This is a genomic window from Chthoniobacterales bacterium (genome assembly GCA_035274845.1).
Taxonomy (GTDB): domain Bacteria; phylum Verrucomicrobiota; class Verrucomicrobiia; order Chthoniobacterales; family UBA10450; genus AV80.
Genome location: DATENU010000009.1, coordinates 1 through 19,793, shown reverse-complemented (window position 1 = coordinate 19,793; position 19,793 = coordinate 1). Strand labels below are relative to the sequence as shown.

Below are 19,793 nucleotides of genomic sequence, written 5' to 3'. Positions count from 1 at the left end.
TCACCAAGGAATCACTTTCCGGTCCTTGACGAATTTACCGGTCAGGTTGTGGGGCGCGTCGGTGGCGAGCCAGACGATGGTGGCGGCGCCTTCAGCGACGGAACGGGTGGCGCTCTCCCCGCCCATTTCGGTGCGGACCCAGCCGGGACAGACGCTGTTCACCGCGCACTTTGGCAAAGCGGCGGCGAGCTGCACCGTCACGCCGTTCAACGCCGTCTTCGAAACGCAATAAGCCGGCGCCCAGCCATCGGCGCCGTCCTCGAGCTGACCGCCGCCGCTCGAAACGTTCACGATCCGCGGTTCGCTGCTTTTTTTGAGCAACGGCACGAAAGCCTGCGCCACTAACCAGGGCCCAAGGGTGTTCGTGCGCAAGGTCGTCTCGAAAATCTCCGGCGTGACGGTGACCGCACTCTTGTCCTCATCGAGGAGGATGCCGGCGTTGTTGACGAGAACGTCGAGTCGATCGGCCTGGCGAGCGAACTCTTCCGCTGCGCGAGCGATGCTGCCGGCGTCCGAGACATCGATCTCGAGAAAAACGATGTCGCCGTCGCGACTGAGCTTCTTGGCCGCCGCCTGTCCAGCTTTCGCGTCTCGCGCGCCGAGAAAAACCCGCCGGCCCAGCCGCGCAAGTTCCCGCGCCACTTCAAAGCCGATTCCCTTGTTGGCGCCGGTGACCAGCGCTGTCTTTGCGTCTCTCATTCTAAAGAAACCTCACACAACGATCGCAAAGGGACACCAAGGATTTTAAATGACAGACGATTGTCCTCCGGGCGCTGGTAGTGTCCGCTGTCGTCAGCGGAGGCTGGTGAACGCGATTTGTGCGCTGATGACATCGCACGCTACAACCCGTTTAACGCCGTAGTCCTGCCCCGGGCGACGAAGGCTGGTTGGCACGCACCATGCGTTAAATGCCGGTATGTTTTCGCCTCAGGCTGAAGCTCAACTGGCCCAGATCCGCGCTGAAATTCAGCGCTACGGGCAGAGCATTGTCGGTTGCGACAAATTGCTCGTCTTGGTTTCGAAAGACGATTCCATCCAGGCGCAGTTCGGCCACATCTTTGTGACCGCCGAACGAGAGCGATGGAGTTTCGAGTTTCGCACCGACGGCACCGTGCGCTTTACCGATCTCGATTCCACCAGAGAGCCATTGGAGGAATGGAAAGAGCCGAACTCGGATTTCAGTCAGGCCGCCGAAGCCTGATTGCGCCGGTCGCTCCAGCCACGATGTCAATGTAGCGCGGTCTCAGACCGTCGGCCTGCCCTGCATGGCTGATTTCGCCTTGTCCAGCAAGCAGGGGGCGGATAACCTCCGTGGCATGCCCCCGGTTCGAGCGTCCGCCTCACGCGCCGTGATAGACGTAAAACTTTACGCCTATAAAGACAAACTTACGTCTAATTCTCGTTAGATGCTAAGCGCCACGCGACACAAGAAGCTTTTGCTTGCGCTTGTCTTGTTGGCTGGTAGCTCGGTCGTAGCGTTTGCCGCACTCCGCATTCGGGACGCAGTGCTTTTCTCGCATCTTTCCGCGACAGAAAAGCGAATCATCGGCGTCTGGGAGTGGACAACCGTTGATGCGGTTGGGCGCATGAGAATCCGGCCGAATCATCGGTTCGACGAGTGGTTCCTCGAATCGGAGCGCGACGAGGATCATCCGGACTCGCGGTCCGTCACGCATGGGCGCTGGAGCATTGAGGGCGCTGAGTTCGTCTACGTCCATGATCCCCATTACCCATTCGCTCTCGAGCACCCTCACATACCGCTTTCTGATTTCGGGGATGGCATGAAGAAAGTCCACTAGACTATCAACGCATCTAACCAGACGATCGAGCGAACGGCGGACCGCTGAGTATTCACATTTCAGATGACTTCCACACCTTCACCCCGAGCGACGCGCGCCCTCGTCCGCCGTCGCTCATCTTGTTCTCGTTAGACCGATGGCTGACTCGCACGACAGAGTTCCGCAGAATGTTCCTGGTCGTTTCTTCGTGGACTCCAGCTGCATTTACTGTGAGCTGTGTGTCCTTGCCGCGCCCGCCGTATTTCGCGAGGACCGAGCGAGCGGCTGGGCATACGTTTTCCATCAGCCCGCCACAGCCGAAGAACTCGCCCTCGCAGCAGAAGCACTTGAGAGCTGCCCCACCGAATCTATTGGAGCCGCGCACTACGATCCTGCATGGCGAGCGCAACTGATTCCGAAATGACGCGCAAACGGGCGCGGTCCTGATCACGGCTCTCGCCGCCGCGGTGATTGGCGCGATTATTTTCTGGCCGTATGTCGTTGAGCTGCTGCCGTGATCACACGAGTCTTTGCAACGCAAACGCGTAGGCGCCGATCGCCACGGCTTCGCTCGTCCCGAGACGGGAGAGCCCGACACCGAGACGCGGACGGGGATCGTAGGTCGCGCGGCGCGGACTGCCGGGGACCGGGATCTGGCGCACGGTTGTTTGGAGAAAGTTCCGCCGTTGTTCCGGGTCTTCGAGATTGAATGCTTCGGGAATCAGGCGAGGCAAGGCCTCGCCATCCGACTTCGCGTAACTGCCGTTCAATTCCGCCATGAGCGCAGGCGAAAACAAAGGCCACGCCCCGGACAAACCACCGCCGACCACAGCGAGGCCATCCACGATGGTCAACGCCTGGGCCAGTGCGTCGCCGACAACTTCGCCCAGTTGACGAAAGGCTTCGCGGGCCGCGGCCTTGTCCCCTGGATGTTGGCCCTGCCCAATCGCGAAGATGACTTTCGGCTCGGGAGATTCGCCGAGCGGAATGGCCGCCTTCTCCGCGTAAACCCGGCGGACCGCGCGGATCCCGGTGGCTTCCTCGACCCAGCTTTGCGGATTGAGCTTGTTCCGCAGCAGCCAGATCTCGGCGCCTAACGAGTTATCACCCAGAAAAAGCTCGCCCCGACGGACGAGGCCGCCGCCGAAACCGGTGCCAAGCGTCACTCCGAAAAGGTTCTGGTAGCGTTTCGGGTTCCCGGCCTGTTCCAGCAAACCATTCACCCAGGGGAGAAAGCCGGCAATGGCTTCGCCATAAACAAAGAGATCGCCATCGTTGTTGATAAAAACCGGAACCCCGAACCGCTCTTCCAGGATCGGTCCCAGCGGCACTCCGCCGCGAAAGGCCGGAAGATGTTGCAGGTCGCCGATGACGCCGTTTGGATAATCGGCCGGGCCCGGGAAAGCGAAGCTGATCGCGACCGGCGGTTGCGGGCATTTCGCTTTCGCTCGATCAAACCCTTCGACAATGTTCGCGAGACAACGGTCCAGATTATCGCCGGAAGAAGGCAGGATAATGGTTTCAACGATCGAACGGTTTCCCTGGGTGGCGCTGAAGCGAAAGCTGGTCCCGCCACCGTCGAGGGTCAGGACAATGCGGGAATCGTTGGAATAATCTGTTCTCATGAGGCGCTCGAGGGCGAAATCCGAAGCTCGAAATCCGAAGCTCGAAACAATTTCCGAAATTCAAAGGTCGAAGGCTCGAAACGGGAAGCGGCAAACCGTTTCGGTATTGATCTTGGTTTGGTCATTCGAAAATTGTTTCGGATTGGAAAGCCCGGCCTCGCTCGCTCCGCGAGCTGCGTTACGGCGTGCTTCGAGATTCGAGTTTATCCGATCCCCCGTCCCACCCTGTGCCCTTTCCATCCATAAAACGCGACGTAAGCGTAGGCCAGCAGGGGAACGACATAGGAAATCTGGAGGTTCCAGCGATCGGCGATATGACCTTGCAAGGGTGGAAGAAGCGCGCCGCCCAGGATGGCCATGACCAGAAGTGAGGAGGCCTGGCTCTTGTAGATTCCCGTTCCTTCGATCGCGAGCGAGAACGTGTTCGACCAGCCGATCGAGGTAAAAAGGCCCGCGCCTACCACGCACCACATGGCGAGTTTCCCTCCGGCCAGGATGGCGATCAGAAGCAATCCCACCACAGTCAGCGAAAAAATCATCAGGCTCCGTGCCGCCAGTGATTTGCCCGCCACGAACAGCAGCCAGCAGAGCGCGACAAACGGCAGATACATCAGAACAATCGACCAACTCCGGATCGCCCCGATTAGCAGGCAGGCCGCGATCGGGATCGCGCCCAGCAGGAGCCGTTTCGTCGCGGGCGTCAGATCGCTCAACTCCACCGCACCCATGAAACGTCCAATCAACATTCCTCCCCAGAAGAGGGAAACATATCCGCTCGCCTGCAGGGGCGTCAGGCCGGCGACCCCGGGCTGCCCGAGAAAGCTAATGATGGAACTGCCCACCGCCACTTCCCCGCCGACGTAGAGAAAAATCGCGAGCGCTCCCAAGGGTACGTGAGGAAATTTCAGCGCGGCAAAACCGGGCTCGATCCTCCCTTCCCCAACGTGCGGGAGATTCACGAAGAAAAAAATCCCGGCGAGAATCAAAAAGACGATGCAAAACGCGAGGTAAGGCGCCTTGACCGATTCGGTGCCATGCGCGCCGGTGCGGGCGAAGTATTGAAAGATCAGATAGCCGCCCACCAGCGGCCCCAGGGTTGTGCCGAGCGAATTGAAAGCCTGGGCCAGGTTGAGTCTGCTGGAAGCGGTCCGTTCCGGCCCGAGGATCGTGACGTACGGATTAGCGGCGATCTGCAACATGGCAAAACCGAGGCCCACCACGAACAACGCGGCCAGAAAGAGCGGGTAGGAAAGTGACGTCGCTGCGGGCCAGAAGAGAGAGCTGCCCGCGGCCGAGATCAGCAATCCGGTGACCACGCCGTTCTTGTAGCCGAGGCGCGCAATCGGATCGCCGATGGCGACGGAAATCCCGAAGTAAAGGAGCGAGCCGATGAAGTAGGCGCCGAAGAACGCGAACTGCACCAGCATGGCGTGGAAGTAATCCAGGGTGAAGGCATCCTTGAAGCGCGGGATCAGGATGTCGTTGAAGACCGTCATGAATCCCCAGAGGAAGAAAAGCAGAGTCATGATCGCGAATGGACCGCGATAGGTGCGGCGGGGAGCAGAGAGAGCGGGCGCGGCGGACATCTAAAGGGCTAAGTTCGAAATTCGAAGTCCGAAGCTCGAAACAATTCCCGAAATACAAAGACCGAAGGTTCGAAATGGGAAGCTGTCTCCGTTTCACTCATTACCGATTGTTGCGATCATTGGAATTTGTTTCGGATTTCGGACTTCGAATTTCCAGTTTACCACGTCCGCCGGAGCGGATGCGCTTCGGTATTCAAGACGACCTTGTCGAAATCGAGCGTGCCGGGCGGCGCGAAGAGCAGATAAAAATATTTGAAGGTCTCCGCGAAGACGAAGCTCTCCATTTCATCGCGCTTTTCTTTGGTGACCACGTTTTGGAGCGCGGCGTAGCCGGCCTCGACGCGGCAGTGTTTCACGAAGCCGTTGAAGATGGTCTCGCCCATCTGGCGATATTGCGCCTCGCCGGTGTAATGATGGAGGTAATAGGTGGATTCCACAATTTCAGGTCGCAGGTGATAGGTGAACGCGGTCGCCGTCATCGTTTTGTAGTCGAGCACCTCGGGCTCGATTTCGTGCAGCTGCCACATCTTGAAACTGGAATCCTGCAAACGCCGGGCCCGGACGCGATCGCCGGAGAGAGCGAGAAGCGCGGGAAAGAAGGCGTCCAGGGCGCCGTAATTGGTGTGCGTCCGCTGGCCGCTATTCATGTCGGCGTAGCCGTACCAAAGTTCGCCGCGGATTTCATCGGCGAGATATTTGTGGACCGCGGGAATGCTCGCGTTCCACATTTCCAGGCAATCTTTGTCGCCGAAAAGGAGCCAGCATTTCCAAAGGTATTCGTAATAGGAATCGATTCCGCCGCTGATGTGACTCTCGGTGTCGGTCCACGCGCCCGTCTCCACGTTGATGGCGGAGCCGACAAGACCGATCGGCGAACGTCGCCGGTAAGTTTCAACCAGGGCTCGTTTCGCTTTGTCGTAGAAGGCCGGTTTGCCGGTCAGTTTGCTCAGGGTGCCAAACTCGAGAAGAAGCGTGCCGGTTTCCGCCGGGTTCGAAACCGGTTCACGCACCTGACCGGTGCGGAGATTGACATAGACGTAGGGCAACCCCGTGAGCGAATTGAACGCCGGCAGCAATCTGTTGCCGAGGTCCTCCGCCAGAATCAGCAAACGCTTGTCGCCCGTTAATTGGTAACCGGAAAGCAATCCGCCCAGGAGCCGGATCGTTATCTCGAAATTCTTCACGTAAACGTCGCGGTCGAAGGAGAGCTCGCGGGTGATCAGGTCGCGCGCTTTGTCAGCTTCGGGGTTGAGTTTCATCAGGACGAGGGTGTCGAGCGCATCGACCGGCGTCATCTGGAGCGACTGCCCGTACCAATCGTGTGGGGTTCTGCTCAGCGGCTTCAGCGCGTCGTGACCCCAGGCGTAACGTTCGTAATTGTTCCAGGCGTGGAGACACTCGGTCTTCACGCGCCCCGCCATTTCGCGCGCGTGCGCGTCATCGGAGGAACGGGAACAACCGCCTGTCACAAGCGCGAGGAGGCCAAGGAGACAAACAAAACCGGGACGGCCGTTCACGGATCAAGAGTCGAATGCAAAAGCGATCCCAGTCGAGAAGAATTGCGGTGGAAATTCGAAATCCGAATTCCGAAACCCGAAACAAGTTCGAATTAGGAAAAGGAGGAAGGCTCGAAACAAGGGCGCTTCGTTTCCGTCATTCAGACTTTTGACGATTCGTATTTGTTTCGGATTGGAAAGCCCGGCCTCGCTCGCTCCGCGAGCTGCGTTACGGCGTGCTTGATATTCGGGCTTTGAGTTTCAGGATGCAGTCTAATGCGCTGGCCCGGCTATCTCTTGTTTACGGTCCTCAGTGTCGTGCTCGCCGTGCTCAGCATGTTCTTTTGGATGGTCAATCCGGTGACAGGGTTGTTGCTCTTCCTGGCGGCGCCGCCGTTGCGGCTGCTCGGTTATCATCCGCCGGTGGAAGGCTGGTCGGCCCTGGGCAGCGTGATGTACGTCGGCGCGCTCTGGCCGCTCACGCTCGCGCCGTTGCACTGGCTCAATTTCCGAATCGTGCGTTGGGGAAAATGGGGCTACGCCGGGTTGCTTCTCCTCGTTAACGTGATTCTGGCCGCGCTCGTTTTGCTGGCGCGCGAAGGCTTCTGATTACGGGCCGCCTCAAGAGGTAACGCCGGCGCAAGCACTTGTCGAAACCGGCGACCAGGTGATGATCGGAGGCTTCACCATCGGCGGAAGCGCGGCCGACCGGACCGGCATCGTGGTCCGTGCGATGGGCCCGTCCCTCAATAGTTTTGGCGTAACGAACGCGCTCTAGGATCCGATGCTTTCGCTCTACGACAGCAATGGGAACATGCTGCAAAGCAACGACAACTGGCGAGAGATTAGCCAACCGGAGATCATGGCGGCAGGCCTGGCGCCTGCGGACGATCGCGAGGCGGCCCTGTTTCAATCGCTCGCGCCGGGCGCTTACACCGTGATTGTCGCCGGCAAAGGCAGCACTACCGGTGTCGGGCTCGTCGAGGCATACCATCTCCCGTGAGGCCGGACATGGTGCGAGTGAAAAACGCCGTCGAAGAGAGCTGCGCGCAGTTGCGGAAGTTCAATTGCCGAAACATCTCCATTGTTCAGCAATACGGCCACTTCAAAGAGAGTCGTATCCGCTCGACCGTGTTCGGCAACAGTCGTCCGTTCTTCCTAATGCGCCAAAACGATCGCGCCGATCTCGACGATATGGCGCGCGACATCGGCCTGACCGAATTAACGAAACACGCAATCCTGTCATATCCGCTCCCAGATCAGCAGAGCGGCGAAAAATTCGCTTCGTTCACATATCTGCATAACGACGTGCAGAATCCAATCTGCGGCACGGCGCACAATGTCGCCTCACCAGAGATGCTTCACATCAATGGCAGCAGCGGCGCGCAGTTCGATGAACGATCACAGGCCGTGCGCGGAACTGACGACATTGTGGCATCGATTATCGGCCACCACAGCACATCCCACGACGGCCAAAATCGGGGCTGACAAGACCTCCGGAACGCGAGAGGATATTGTTTTGCGCGAAGACATCCGCTGAGCGATTAGGACGGTCGCTTGGAATCGTGCCTCGTGCGCCGGAACTGCGATGAAGATGTTAATTATCGGTGCTGGTTTTATAGGGCGCCACCTCGTCGAGGCCGCTGTTGAGGCCGGTCACTCAGTGACGATTTTGGATTACCGCGCCTCGCGCAACAGCTCAGGTGCCGCCACCGCCCGCATCCTTGGAGACGTGCGGGACAGGAACTTACTTACGTCTCTCGTCCCGGAATTCGAATGTGTCGTGAATTTAGCAGGTTTGCTCGGTACGGCAGAAACTGTCGAAAACCCTATCCCTTCCGTTGAAACCAATCTTCTCGGTGCACTCTACCTCTATGAGGCCATCCGGTCAGCGTCGATAGCGCAACCAATTCGGTGCGTCCAGATAACTGTAGGAAATCACTTCATGAATAACTCCTACGCAATCACAAAGAGCGCCGCCGAACGCTTCGCGCTGATGTACAACAAAGAACATGGGACTAAAATTGCGGTCGTTCGTGCCTTAAACACGTATGGTCCGCACCAAAAAGCGGCGCCCGTTCGCAAAGTAATTCCGAATTTCATTGCAGCTGCATTGGCGCGGCAACCGATTAAGATTTTCGGGTCGGGAGAACAAATTATGGATATGATTTATGTCGAAGACGTGGCGCGTGTTCTCCTTCTGGCCGCAACGAACCCGAATGTTCCGTACGATATGATCCTCGAGGCGGGCACAGGACGACGAACTTCGATCAAGCAGGTTGCCGAACTCATTAACGAAATCGCTGCGAGTTTAGCCGGGACTGAGCACTTGCCTATGCGGCCTGGCGAGCCCGTCGACAGCGAAGTCGTGGGCGATCCACACAGCTTACGCTGCCTCGGCTTGGATGCCGCTAATTTCGTGTCACTGGAAGATGGACTTACGAGAACAATCCACTGGTATCGGCAACAGCTGGTCAACGGATCGTAGGTAATGACTTCGCCGCGCGCCGTCGTATGGATGTTCGACTCTGGCGCCGAGGGGTTTTTCCCAACCAGCATTTACTCCCTTAAGAAGTTCTGCCGTGCCTTCTATAACAGATCGTTGAAGTTAGTCGTTGATTGCGGCGTTTCGGCGGAATTCAAAAACTGGTTATCTGCGGCGGCGCCAGAGGTTCAATTACTCAGCGTCGCTCTTCCTGCGCCGACTTCAGTGGTCGGCAAAGGCGAGTCACGCCCCGCTCGGGTTATGCGCTTGCGGATTGAGCTCTCGACGATCTTGCACCGCGCAGTCTGTGAAGCCGCCATGCCTCGAATCGAGGCGTTTCTTCACGTCGATCCCGATACTTTGTTCTTAAGTGACCCCTCGGCTGCATTCGACAAACCCTGGCAGGGCGAAGATATTCGTTGCGTAACAGAGTGGGATTGGAATGGTGAACCGAAGGCGAACGAACAGCGGTTCATGCGCTTCCTCCGAGAATCGTCATTTCAGAACGGCTGTATCCCAGAGCATCACAAAATCCTCGCGCAATTCCTAAATCTAGAGGTTGGCGAACTCCAATGCATGGTGACGGTAAATAGCGGAGTCTGGCTTGCGCGAGCAGGCAGCTCATTGCCGGAAAAGTGGCGCAGGTCGTATGACGCCCTCGCCCACGCTGATGCATCTGTTCCGGCCGGCATGCTCAACCCGTACAGCGCCGAGCAGAATGCGCTGTCCCTCGGAATCCACCGCGGCGAAGTTGTCGCCCGCTTTCTACCGCGACGTTTCAACTATTTGCCCCCGCGCCCGCCCTACACCTGGCCCAAGAACGTAAGCATTGCCCACTTTGTTACTTTCGCGTCGAATTGGAATCGACCTTGTTTTCGTTTGTGGTCACACGTGCGCGCGGAGGCGATTCAATCAGCGTTTGTGCCGTTCGGCCTTGCGATGCCGCAGTTTGTGGACCCGTGACCGTGAACGCTGCCCTTGACTGCCGCGTCGTCATTTTCCATACGACATGCTGCTATTTCCACGACACCATTAGGCTCAACGCGCGGCTGGAAAGGCAGATGGCCGGCAGGTCAGTTAGCTTTCTGCATCTTCTAACATCCGGAGCGTCCTGCACATACTTTCACCAGTTGCAGCCGCCTACTATAGCCGAGTGTGCGCGCGTTCGTGGATGCGCCGCGGATTGGCTTCAGCAAAACACATCATTGTTCTATCGCCTCGAAGACTACTATTCGGCTCCCGGAGACTCACCTCCTTTCACACCTGCCTCTCCAAACGAATTATTATCGGCAGAGTTCAACGGGCTGAACATGTGGGCCGTGATAAGGCCGTCGCTCGGCGCGCTGTTCCAATGGGACGACGTCGAGACCGGTGTTCAACACGCTACCCCTACCGAATGGTCCTCAATCGTCGAGCTATTTAAAGCTGCGTGCGCAAGTCTTATCGCTCTCGAAAAGTTCTTGGCTGAGCAGCGGCCGACCCACTGCATTCTGTTCAACGGCTTCTTTTATCTGGAACGACTGATGGTCGAATCCTGTCGAAAAGCTACAGTCCAAGTAATAGGAACCGAAAGCAGCACATTTGCCGATCGAAAACACTATTCTACAACCGGTGTTGCAGGAAATCGAAACGAGCTTCGTGGCTTGGGAGCAGAGTTAGCGTATGCAAGAGCGTTGCTCTATCACGAACAGACCCGCCTAGAACAGTTTTTCGCAGAGAAGCTTCAAGGGGGGAACGGGACAATTCCACAGCCGCCATCAAGTATCCGATTCAAGGCCGACTTAGGGATAGACGCAAGTACGCGGTTAGCGCTTTTTCTCGGTCAGGTTCCGCATGATTCAGTCATGCTCTCGGACGCCATGGCATTTCGGACTCAAACTGAGGCCATCAGCGCTCTATTCGACCTATTCTCGAAGCCGCCACTGTCTTCGATGCACTTGGCAGTGCGACTGCACCCGGGAGGGGAGATCACAAGCATGCGTCAAGACGTTATGGCAGAGCGGTTATCAGAGACACATCCCATGAAGAACGTGACTGTCTTTCGTGGAGTTGAATGTAACACGTATGACCTTATGCAATTGGCGGACGCAGCAATTACGTTTACGTCACAGGCGGGATTGGAGTTTCTTTGGCTAAAGAAGCCGCTAATCACGCTGGGACCGGCTTACTATGCAGGCCATGGATTTACCATTGACGTACAGAGGCGAGAAACGCTTCTTTCCGCGTTAAAGCATGCGCTTAGTGGAAATTATGTGACACCGGACGTTAAGCGACGAATCGATGTGTTTCTTTATGCCCTTGTCTTCGAATACCTGGTCCCAATCAACCGGGCGCAGGGTTCAGTTCAGGATGACGGCGTCGTGATGATCGCTAATTTGCTTAGCGGCAGACACCGTCTTTATGGCGTCTCACGGGCATAAAGCCACCAAAGAGCAGCGTTGACCAGCAGAAGCGCTTCTGTGAAGGCAGGGACGCCCCGCAACGGATCGCGCCTAGCGGCGTTGGTGATGACGAGTAACTGGTCCACATCAAAAAAGTCGTCGAGCTGCTCCCGCGTGCTCGCAATCATGTCTTGGATGGCCGGCCGAAGCCTCCTGTAACTCTGGAAAAGGAATTCACGAGGTCCGCTGGTAAAGGTTTCCGGCCGGTACATGCGGGAAGTTGTCGAGGCCACAGGAACACCGGTGGTGTCCAAGATTTTCAGGACGCGCCTGTATAGCGCCTGCTGTCGGAGGTCTCGCGATGTAAGCCCGTCGAAAAGTGCGCGGAGACGTAGGTCCGCAAACGGTGTACGGACATTGCAATAGAGCGAATACAGATTCCCGGTGTTGAGGTACACAAAACCGCGCTGACGATAATTGAACTCCAGAGCACGTATTGATCCTTCGGCAAGGTGCACGAGTGCTGATGCGTGCTTTCCGACCATCCGGCGGATTGGAGTGACGGGCACTCGGCATACGCGACGGAGGAGTGACCAGCGAATCGAGCATTTGTTAACTTCGCGAAGCCATCGGCTGACCGCGGACGGCGAGGTTGTCGATGGATCGCACGACGGTGAGGAGAGACCGCCGGTTAGCGGCCCGCCGAAGAAGCCATTCAACACTGGCAATGATGTTTGTATCAGCGCGGTTCGAAACTCGCTCAGCCAAATTGGGGATAAGTAGTCCGAAAGGTGTTCTACCTCATCTAGAATATAGCGGACCTGCGCCACCGTGGATGACGGTTTAGGAGCTGTAATAACATGTGGAATGCCGAGCGCAGACGTGAGCGCCTTCGCTAAATCAACGTCTAACCAGCCCGGGTGACCGAGCGTTATTGCGAATGCCTGCTTGCGAGCGAGAAGTGACGTGAATAACAAAAACCGTGAGTCAAAACCGCCCGAAAGTGCGACGCAGAGATCCTTTTCAGGCACAGTGTCGCGGACGACCTTCTGGGCGATTCCGAGAAGCCGCTCTTCATTCGCTTCGGAGGTGGGCACGTCGTAATCCCCATCGGATGCGGAAAAGCAGTGCTCCGAGTAGTCGCTGTCCGTCATCTGGAGAACAGTCTCGGCGGGGATACGCGATACACGCTGTAGGAGTGTCCGCGTTCCTGTACACGCGGAGGCTCCAAGCTGCTGCATCATTCCCACCGGATCTGGTGAAAGCGGACCAGCAAGAAGACGCTGGAAGATCAGATGTGACGAGATCAGCGTGATGCCATCCCGAGTCCGGTGATAGTAAAGTGGGCGAAAACCTACACGAGCGCATCGCACAAAAACCGTTCGCCGTTTTACGGAGGACCAGACGATGTGGTGATTTGGATTTGCATGCGCAATTCTGTCGATCGATGCAGCATTTGGGAATATCTCGGTTCGAGCACACGACCTGATGCGATACGGTCCATGCATGAGCAGTGACTCGCCTCGTTCACCTCGCGACAATGACAATTCCTCTGGCGCCGTCACGGTGATGACGTTCTGGTCAACGACGCGGACGCAAGGTCTGCGTGGAAGTCGTCTCTGAAGATACCGCAGTGCGAGCTGCATGTTTCGCGCGGTGGCTGTCGAGTTCGGCGAGACGATAATACAGAACATCGCTGCCCGTCCCGCCTAGTGATTCAATGCCCTAAGCGCCCATTCCATCACGCGCGGGTGAAACTCCTCACGCCCGTGGAGCGCAGCAATGCTGCTTTTTGGAAACCGCTCGCCAAAAATGCCAACGACTCCTGACTGTTCGGGTAAAGCCAACCAAATATAGTGTGCCCGAGACACTTTCCAAATCCTGCCAACCATTCGCCTGGAAGTCGAGCTTGGCCGCACGCAGGATTTCACAGAACCGGCGTTGAGACGCGCGCGAAGAATCGCGCATGCATTTGGGTCCCCGTGCGTAAAGAAAAGAAACGAGTAACCATCAACCGCCCGTGCAGATCCAAGCCTCTCTGAAACGATGGCTCGAGTACACCAAAGACTTAGACGAAGCGGAATCCCTTCGAAGAGAGAACGGCAACGGCGTGAATAGTTCCCGATGGCGCGGGGATGCTGTCCCGAGGGATAAAGTGAACTGTCAATGGTGCCAATCAGCAAACACCCACCTGGCGCCAGACGTTCGGCGAGGCACCTGACGAGCGACTGGAACGCGTCAACCGGGTGAATCATCAAGAGGTTGGGAAGCAGATTGTTGCAAACTATTAGGCTGAAGCGCTGTCTCACGGTGCTAAAAGGACGCTCTTTTTTGATGTCGCAGCGTTCCACGAATAGCCGACGACGCTCGGACGATCTAAGCAGAAGCACTTCATTCTCTGATGGGAACGGAGTCATTGCCGACCGCCCTTTCAGGGCATCAACAGCATTCGTGCTTCGAGACGCCTGATGCGGAACCGAGCTCAGACCACTCCGCAGTGAGCGAAGGTGGGAAACGACTTGTTCGTCGGCATCGACAGCATAGACCTTTGCGGTCGACGGGAGGTGTTGAGACCGCAAACAATACAGCGGTTCGAATACGCCACTGCCAATCAAGAGAGTCGAAAAGTGCGCTGCGTACTCGTCAGCGGACGTAGCTGATCTGGCAATTTGCGCGGCAAGCGCAATCGGGACATCGTTGCGGCCAAGATATGCGAATGTCGAACGCGGAAGCGCCGGATTGGCAGTAAGATGGACGACACGCATTCAGTCAATTCTCTGGTTTTGCACAATATCGGTGCTTTTGTGCGATACCCGCATTACATTTTACGAGGCTTAAACGTGCTGCGCGGTTGCTCGCGTATTAGAGCATCCAGCTCGCGCTGAACCGCTACAACTGGTCGCGTAATGAAAAACGCGACACTTCTTTTTTTACTCTTCGTCAGCGCACTGCTGACGAACTGCGCGGGCGTTAGTCCAACACGGATTGTTGGCGACACCGTCGCCGCATCCGGCGGCGCATTCATCGGAAATAAGCGGAGCAACGGAAACCCGCTGATCACCACGGCAGCCGCGGGTGGCGGTGTGCTTCTCCAGCGAAACGCTCCAGGCGCAGAGCAACGGCTCGGCGCGCAAGGCCTACGATGCCGGATATGACAAAGCACGCAGCGACTCCGCAAAGCAAACAGTTTCAGACGCTCAATGATCGCCAGCGGTTTGGCCCGCAGGGCGATGACCGCAAACGTGTGCGCTCAGTCGACGTGCCGCTTCCGGAACGCGAGGAGACGGAGTCATTCGCGCCGGGGACCGCAACGATCCGCATTCGCCTCGCGTACGTTTTCGTTGCTCAACGTAAATCGATGTCGCGAGGGATTGCAGATGGTGCGCGATACAGGGTTCGAACCTGTGACCCCTACCGTGTCAACATGCCCAGAGCCTCCGTGAGCACTCTCTTCCCTCGTGGGCAACTCGATATGGAGCCATGCGAACCCATGCAAACACGCAAAATGTTACAGTAAAGTGTTACAAAAAAATCTGTCTGGAAAGTCGCTTTTTCGTCGCTTCGTAATGTCGAATCAACTGTCAAGAAGCGAGACGAATCCGCAGTGGCAAGAACGCGTGGTTTTTGACAGACCGAATCGAGCGAGTTTCGGGGTCGAACTCTGAAAACTTCAGGCTCGCGTCAACGTCGGACGCGAGGTCGGTGGCTTCGATCTTGGATAATGCTGCTCAGTAGCTCCTTGGATTGCTCCTTGTAGTTCATTCTCGCATTACGAGTTTTCCCTTCCGGCGCGCTAGCAGAGTGGGATGGCCAACTTCTGCGGTCAGTCTTCCAGAATTTTCGCCAGAGCTTCTCTCCCGTTCGTGTTGATCTAGTCGCTTCATCGATAAGGCCGACAATGCTGCCCTGGCGATTGAAGTAGGCGTTGCCGATCACGTTTGGAGCTTGGCGCACAAATGACTTACGTGCTAGACGTGGCGAAGTGATTCGTTTCGAAGTCGATTTCGTTCCGCATTCATTCGAAAAGGCCGGGGTCGAGCAGACGAAGGATGATATTAAAGCTCGCCTCACCGGACACGAGTTCGCCCGGCTAAAAATCATCCTCAAAAAACGCCTCGGCAATCAAATCGAACTGCAATTCGTCGGTGACCCCCAAGACGTTGAAAGGGCACGGCGACTGCTTGGAATCTATTAGCTTCAGAAGGAACGCGCGTTCCAGCAAAATTTCGTTCTGAGGCACGAGTCCCGGCAAAGGTTTACTCATCCCTTTGCCGGGACATCAAACTGACTCAGTGCCCGACAGATCGCCGATGATGCTCCCCACATGGAGCGGGTAAAAGGTACGGGCACGCAAGCATCCGCCCATGCTCAAAGGCAGGATCAAAGGCCTTTATTTGCGCGGTGAAATTTACTGGTTTGCAAAACAAGTAAACGGACGGCGCAGCATGCTCTCGCTTGAAACGCGGGATTACGTTGAGGCCGTTCAGCGCGCGCGGGAAATCATGGACGCTCCCGAGTTGCAGCCGGCGCAATCATTTCGCGCCGAGGTCGAGCGCTTCTTGAAACACAAGTACGAAACCAACCGCTACAGCAAAATGAGCGCAGACAGCAAACGCTCGTCCCTCAATCTGTTTGCGGATAGCGTCAGAAATATCCCGCCAACCAACGTGACGGGCTATCAATGCAAGGCTTTCTACAATGCGGCAAAGGCGCGCATCGCCGCGAGCACGGCGGAAAGCTACATGTTTACGTTGCGCTCATTTTTCAATTGGTGCGTGAGGGAGAATCTGTGCCGGCGAAATCCGGTTCTCGATGTCCAGCTCGATCGGATTGATCGAAAAGGCAGGACCCGCTTCGCTGAGTTCGATCTCGCACAACGCTTGATCGAAAATGCGCCCAACGACGATCTACGATTCATTTTGTTCTCCGGTTTTCATGCTGGAATGCGAAAATTGGAAATCGTGGAAGCCGTGCCCGAATGGTTCAATCTGTCAGGGCGGACTGTGGAGATTCGCCAGACAGCGACATTTCGGCCGAAGGATCGCGATGCGCGAACCGTCCCGCTGACCGATCAATTCGCTGAATTTCTGAAACGGTATGGCTTGCGCTCGCCTTACGTTCTCGAACCAACTGTGACGCACGGATCGCATCGGTACCGATTCGATTTTCGACGTGCGTTTTCCGAATACATGAAGGCGCAGGGAGTGCCGTGGGTCACGCCACACGTGATGCGGCATTCCTTTGCCTCCATCTGTGCGAGCAAGGGAATCGACATTTACCGGATCGCGACCTGGCTTGGCGATGACGTGCGCGTGGTGCAGCGACACTATGCCAAATTGCGACCGGATGATCGTGAGATCATGAAGGCGTTCACGGTGTAGTCGCAGCGTGAGCGCCGTTCGGCAGCAGTTCACCGGCTTTTAGTCGGTCGATGCATGTGTCGAGATCGCGAATGTCAAAACGCGTGAGACGGTTGCCGCGAATGAAAGGCTTCACCCATTTCGCGCGCTCAAACTGCCGAAGCAGTTCCTTGCTGCCGACGTAAGCCGCGGCATCCTCAGGCGAGAGACCGCGTCTCAGCTGCGAGTATTTCATGCCCGCATTGTGAACCTTCGGTCGTCGCCCATTGCGCAAGAATTGGAGCGACTAGGGCGGGAATGCCCGTGCGGCTTTATTGATGCCGATACCGCAGCCAACAACGATACGAGCGAATTCTTTCTGCCTATTCTGCTTCCTCGATTCGAATGCTCGTGATTAGACCGTTCTTGTCGCCGGCCAGGCCATGATAGCGCTCTGGAATGGCGCGCAGCCATTTCACTCCGAAATCTTGCAGTGCGAGCAGAAGTGGCCGCAGGTTTCGACCGCGGATTTCCACATCATGCGACGAGAACGCGACATTTAGAGTTTCTAAATCATCCGTCTCATTCAGCGAAGCCGTGACGAGATGATGGTAGGGAAAGACACGTGCTTCGCGAGCAGATGTCTCGATGCGCACGCACGCGACGGGAGCTTCACGCTGCCAGCACGTTGGGGCGGGCGGAACGGCTTCTCTGTTGCTGTCGGATTTCATTTGCGAGTGTTGTTCGCGAGTCGATGAATCGTGTCGTCCACTCGCTCATTGCGATGCGACATACGCGGCGGGCGAAATCGCGCCCCCGACGTACAGCGCGGAGCATTCGATCGCGGACGCGATGGCGACGAACTCCGGGGGGAAGAAGATCGAGCGCGAGCTCTCGCTGTCCGCTGCGCATAATCGCATGACGGAGTTGCTCCTTGTCGGGTGTGAAGATTCTGATGCTCTTCCGACCGCGCGAAATCGTGACGTACCATTGCTGCGCGTTCGTCGCTGCCCGAACTGCGGAGTCGGAGAACAGAACGTGATCGATAGTTTTCCCCTGTGATCCGTACGACGTTACCGCATACCCCAGCACGAATTGACGATAGTGTGGCGGCAAGATGCGACCGTCCTGCAAGCGGATAGCTCCATTTGGTTTGATCGCGGCGATGTTGACTATCTCGCCGTTCGCGAGCTTCCGGCCGTCAGCGGTCGCGCCGTTCGCTTTCAGCTGAAGTTTGTCTCCCGCAGCGATGGCGAGTTCGCTCGCTCTGCAAACGTTCAAGTGATCGATCTTCGCTACCGGGATCTGGCGTACTTTACCGGCAAGTTCGATTGCCAGTCGATTCGCGGTAATCCCAATCAGCTTCGCTTGCGCGCCGCGCTTGAAACCAGCGACATCGCGGTTGAACACGAGAACGCAATTGGGCGGATAGTGACGCGCATCCAGCTTCTGAGCGGCGGTAAGGTCGAGCTGATCAAGAGCGGTGACTTCTGATTCTGCGCCGAGCACTCCGCGTTGGCGCAGTTGCTCGCGAATCGCATTGTTTATGTCGCGCACTTCAGCGCGTGTCTGCGAAATTACGAGGGCTGATTCGCCGCGTTTAGCGATATCGAGATACGCGTCGCGAATGTGTTCGTTCTGCTCAGCGGGACCGCACTCGACGAACGCGTTTATTCCTTCGAGCTTCCGAACTGATTGCGCCAGATCGCCAGCCGCTGCTGCTTCCACAGCGGCGCGGTACTGTTCGATGCGTTTGCGTTCTTCGATCGATTGAGCGCGCTTCGGCTCCTGCCGCCGAACCTGCTCCAACTGCGCGGCAGGAAGCCCGGCGTAACGCTCGATTGCTCGTAAGGCATCGGACGCTTCAACTGGGCCATGCTGTCGGGTATCGCCGGAGAGAATCAGTCGCCCGTCCACTCCACGAACCAGGCGAATGAGATCGAGCAACTGCCGACCGCCGATTTGGCCCGCTTCATCGACTATGACGACGCCGCCATCCGGTAACGTTCCGCGCTGGAGGCATTCGCTAACCGTTTGCGCGTCCACCAGACCATCGCGCATGAGGTCGATCACTTGCTGACGTTGCGGGGCGACGACAACGGATCTCCGACCGTTTTTGTTGACTGCGCCTTGAACTCGCTGAAGGACGAAACTTTTCCCCGTGCCGGCGCCGCCACGAAATAGTGTGATGAAGTTTCTAGACGAGAGGATGGAGCCGAGGGCGAGCTGCTGGTCTGGCGCGAGTTGGCTGTGAATTTCTGCTCTCGCTCGGGCCAACGGAGGATGTATGCCGATGCCGTCAGTTGCCGCCCGAACAATCTCCCACTCGCGCGCGAGCATCTCGCGGTGCGCGACCCTGTCGTTGTCGCCCCGGAGGTAATCGCGAGAGGCACTCAGTCGCTTGATCTCGGCGAGACCAACGGAGCTGCCTCGAATCGCCTCCAACGCATGACGCCAAAGCTCGTGTTCTCGTACGACAGAGCGGCGTTCGAAGAGATGCGCTTCCGCCCAGGACAACGCGCTCTCGGCGCTGCCGCCCTGCTCAATTGCAGGTCGAGCAACGTGGCGCTCGCGTATCGCGGCCAATTCTTCAGGAGTGACTTGCTCTTCCCAAAGCTTCCGCAACAAACCGGCGGCAGCCATCTCACCTTTTCGCGCGCGTTCTTTGTGCGCGATGTGTTCGCGAATCGCGTTCTGATTTCCGGGCAGCTTGTCTGGATGCGACGCGAGAAACTCACGCGTCTTGTCGTCGATCTCGCGATGTCGCTTCGAGAAACGTTCGCAAAGAGCACGCGGGATCTCGGCGAGTTCAAAGTCACCGCGCGCAGAGTTCGCGATCGTGTAGCCGAAGCTCCCCAATGCTCGCGCGAGTTCGTGATAGTACACGTTCTCAACGAACTTCTGCGCGCCGAGCATCTCATAATTTTGCAGCGCCTTCCAACGCCGCTCTTCAGGATCGTGTGTGGCATTGAAGACGATGCAATGCGTGTGCAGGTGGGGATCGAGCGCCCGAGAAGTCTCGTGTTCGAACAGCGCCGCCACGATGTTGTCCGTCCGTCGATCGGCGTTGCGTTTCGCACCTCTAATCCGAGTCGCAGCGAAG

Annotated in this window: 19 protein-coding genes; 11 read left to right on the top strand and 8 right to left on the bottom strand. The window is 57.1% G+C overall.

The annotated features are described in order from the left end of the window. Positions 1-699: an SDR family oxidoreductase gene (locus VJU77_03770; GenBank protein HKP02459.1), complete on the bottom strand. Its 699-nt coding sequence runs from the start codon at positions 697-699 to the stop codon at positions 1-3. A 217-nt stretch (positions 700-916) separates the two neighbouring features. Here VJU77_03770 and VJU77_03765 point away from each other — a divergent pair, with 217 nt between their 5' ends. Together VJU77_03765 and VJU77_03760 are read left to right on the top strand one after the other, a co-directional pair. Then, the gene (locus tag VJU77_03765; GenBank protein ID HKP02458.1) at positions 917-1,201 is read left to right on the top strand and encodes a hypothetical protein; all 285 of its coding nucleotides are present in this window, start codon (positions 917-919) and stop codon (positions 1,199-1,201) included. 205 nt (positions 1,202-1,406) lie between these two features. Continuing rightward, on the top strand, positions 1,407-1,799 hold the full coding sequence (locus tag VJU77_03760; protein ID HKP02457.1) for a hypothetical protein: 393 nt from the start codon (positions 1,407-1,409) through the stop codon (positions 1,797-1,799). 497 nt (positions 1,800-2,296) lie between these two features. On the opposite strand, the gene VJU77_03755 is transcribed toward VJU77_03760, so the two are convergent. The 3 genes from VJU77_03755 to VJU77_03745 form a co-directional block, all read right to left on the bottom strand. After that, positions 2,297-3,403, bottom strand: a complete 1,107-nt coding sequence (locus VJU77_03755) for an ROK family protein (protein HKP02456.1) — start codon at positions 3,401-3,403, stop codon at positions 2,297-2,299. Between the two features lie 203 nt (positions 3,404-3,606). Then, on the bottom strand, positions 3,607-4,989 hold the full coding sequence (locus VJU77_03750; GenBank protein HKP02455.1) for a sugar MFS transporter: 1,383 nt from the start codon (positions 4,987-4,989) through the stop codon (positions 3,607-3,609). 158 nt (positions 4,990-5,147) lie between these two features. Then, positions 5,148-6,410 (bottom strand): glycoside hydrolase family 47 protein, encoded by a 1,263-nt coding sequence (locus tag VJU77_03745; GenBank protein ID HKP02454.1) that lies wholly within the window; start codon positions 6,408-6,410, stop codon positions 5,148-5,150. Between the two features lie 351 nt (positions 6,411-6,761). On the opposite strand from VJU77_03745, the gene VJU77_03740 reads away from it, so the two are divergent. The 6 genes from VJU77_03740 to VJU77_03715 all read left to right on the top strand — a co-directional run bounded on the left by VJU77_03740 (position 6,762) and on the right by VJU77_03715 (position 11,390). Next, a complete protein-coding gene (locus tag VJU77_03740; protein HKP02453.1) occupies positions 6,762-7,094 on the top strand; it encodes a hypothetical protein in 333 nt (110 codons plus the stop codon). A 175-nt stretch (positions 7,095-7,269) separates the two neighbouring features. Further along, positions 7,270-7,488 (top strand): hypothetical protein, encoded by a 219-nt coding sequence (locus tag VJU77_03735; protein HKP02452.1) that lies wholly within the window; start codon positions 7,270-7,272, stop codon positions 7,486-7,488. A gap of 17 nt (positions 7,489-7,505) precedes the next feature. Beyond that, positions 7,506-7,973: a hypothetical protein gene (locus VJU77_03730; protein ID HKP02451.1), complete on the top strand. Its 468-nt coding sequence runs from the start codon at positions 7,506-7,508 to the stop codon at positions 7,971-7,973. A 100-nt stretch (positions 7,974-8,073) separates the two neighbouring features. Next, positions 8,074-8,973: an NAD-dependent epimerase/dehydratase family protein gene (locus tag VJU77_03725; protein ID HKP02450.1), complete on the top strand. Its 900-nt coding sequence runs from the start codon at positions 8,074-8,076 to the stop codon at positions 8,971-8,973. Between the two features lie 315 nt (positions 8,974-9,288). Beyond that, positions 9,289-9,933 (top strand): hypothetical protein, encoded by a 645-nt coding sequence (locus tag VJU77_03720; protein ID HKP02449.1) that lies wholly within the window; start codon positions 9,289-9,291, stop codon positions 9,931-9,933. A 242-nt stretch (positions 9,934-10,175) separates the two neighbouring features. Next, on the top strand, positions 10,176-11,390 hold the full coding sequence (locus VJU77_03715) for a hypothetical protein (protein ID HKP02448.1): 1,215 nt from the start codon (positions 10,176-10,178) through the stop codon (positions 11,388-11,390). Here the strand turns inward: VJU77_03715 and VJU77_03710 are convergent. Further along, positions 11,369-12,505: a hypothetical protein gene (locus VJU77_03710; GenBank protein HKP02447.1), complete on the bottom strand. Its 1,137-nt coding sequence runs from the start codon at positions 12,503-12,505 to the stop codon at positions 11,369-11,371. The two genes, VJU77_03715 and VJU77_03710, sit on opposite strands and share 22 nt — an antisense overlap. A 1,752-nt stretch (positions 12,506-14,257) precedes the next feature. Between VJU77_03710 and VJU77_03705 the strand changes: the two genes are divergently transcribed. The 3 genes from VJU77_03705 to VJU77_03695 all read left to right on the top strand — a co-directional run bounded on the left by VJU77_03705 (position 14,258) and on the right by VJU77_03695 (position 16,732). After that, positions 14,258-14,506, top strand: a complete 249-nt coding sequence (locus VJU77_03705) for a hypothetical protein (protein ID HKP02446.1) — start codon at positions 14,258-14,260, stop codon at positions 14,504-14,506. Between the two features lie 770 nt (positions 14,507-15,276). After that, positions 15,277-15,546 (top strand): hypothetical protein, encoded by a 270-nt coding sequence (locus tag VJU77_03700; GenBank protein ID HKP02445.1) that lies wholly within the window; start codon positions 15,277-15,279, stop codon positions 15,544-15,546. A 169-nt stretch (positions 15,547-15,715) separates the two neighbouring features. After that, positions 15,716-16,732, top strand: a complete 1,017-nt coding sequence (locus VJU77_03695) for a tyrosine-type recombinase/integrase (GenBank protein HKP02444.1) — start codon at positions 15,716-15,718, stop codon at positions 16,730-16,732. Here the strand turns inward: VJU77_03695 and VJU77_03690 are convergent. The 3 genes from VJU77_03690 to mobF form a co-directional block, all read right to left on the bottom strand. Then, positions 16,722-16,946: a hypothetical protein gene (locus VJU77_03690; protein HKP02443.1), complete on the bottom strand. Its 225-nt coding sequence runs from the start codon at positions 16,944-16,946 to the stop codon at positions 16,722-16,724. The genes VJU77_03695 and VJU77_03690 overlap by 11 nt on opposite strands. 127 nt (positions 16,947-17,073) lie before the next feature. Next, positions 17,074-17,346, bottom strand: a complete 273-nt coding sequence (locus VJU77_03685) for a hypothetical protein (GenBank protein ID HKP02442.1) — start codon at positions 17,344-17,346, stop codon at positions 17,074-17,076. 16 nt (positions 17,347-17,362) lie between these two features. Then, positions 17,363-19,793, bottom strand: a 2,431-nt coding sequence (gene mobF / locus VJU77_03680; GenBank protein ID HKP02441.1) for a MobF family relaxase, incomplete at its 5' end; no start/stop codon positions are given.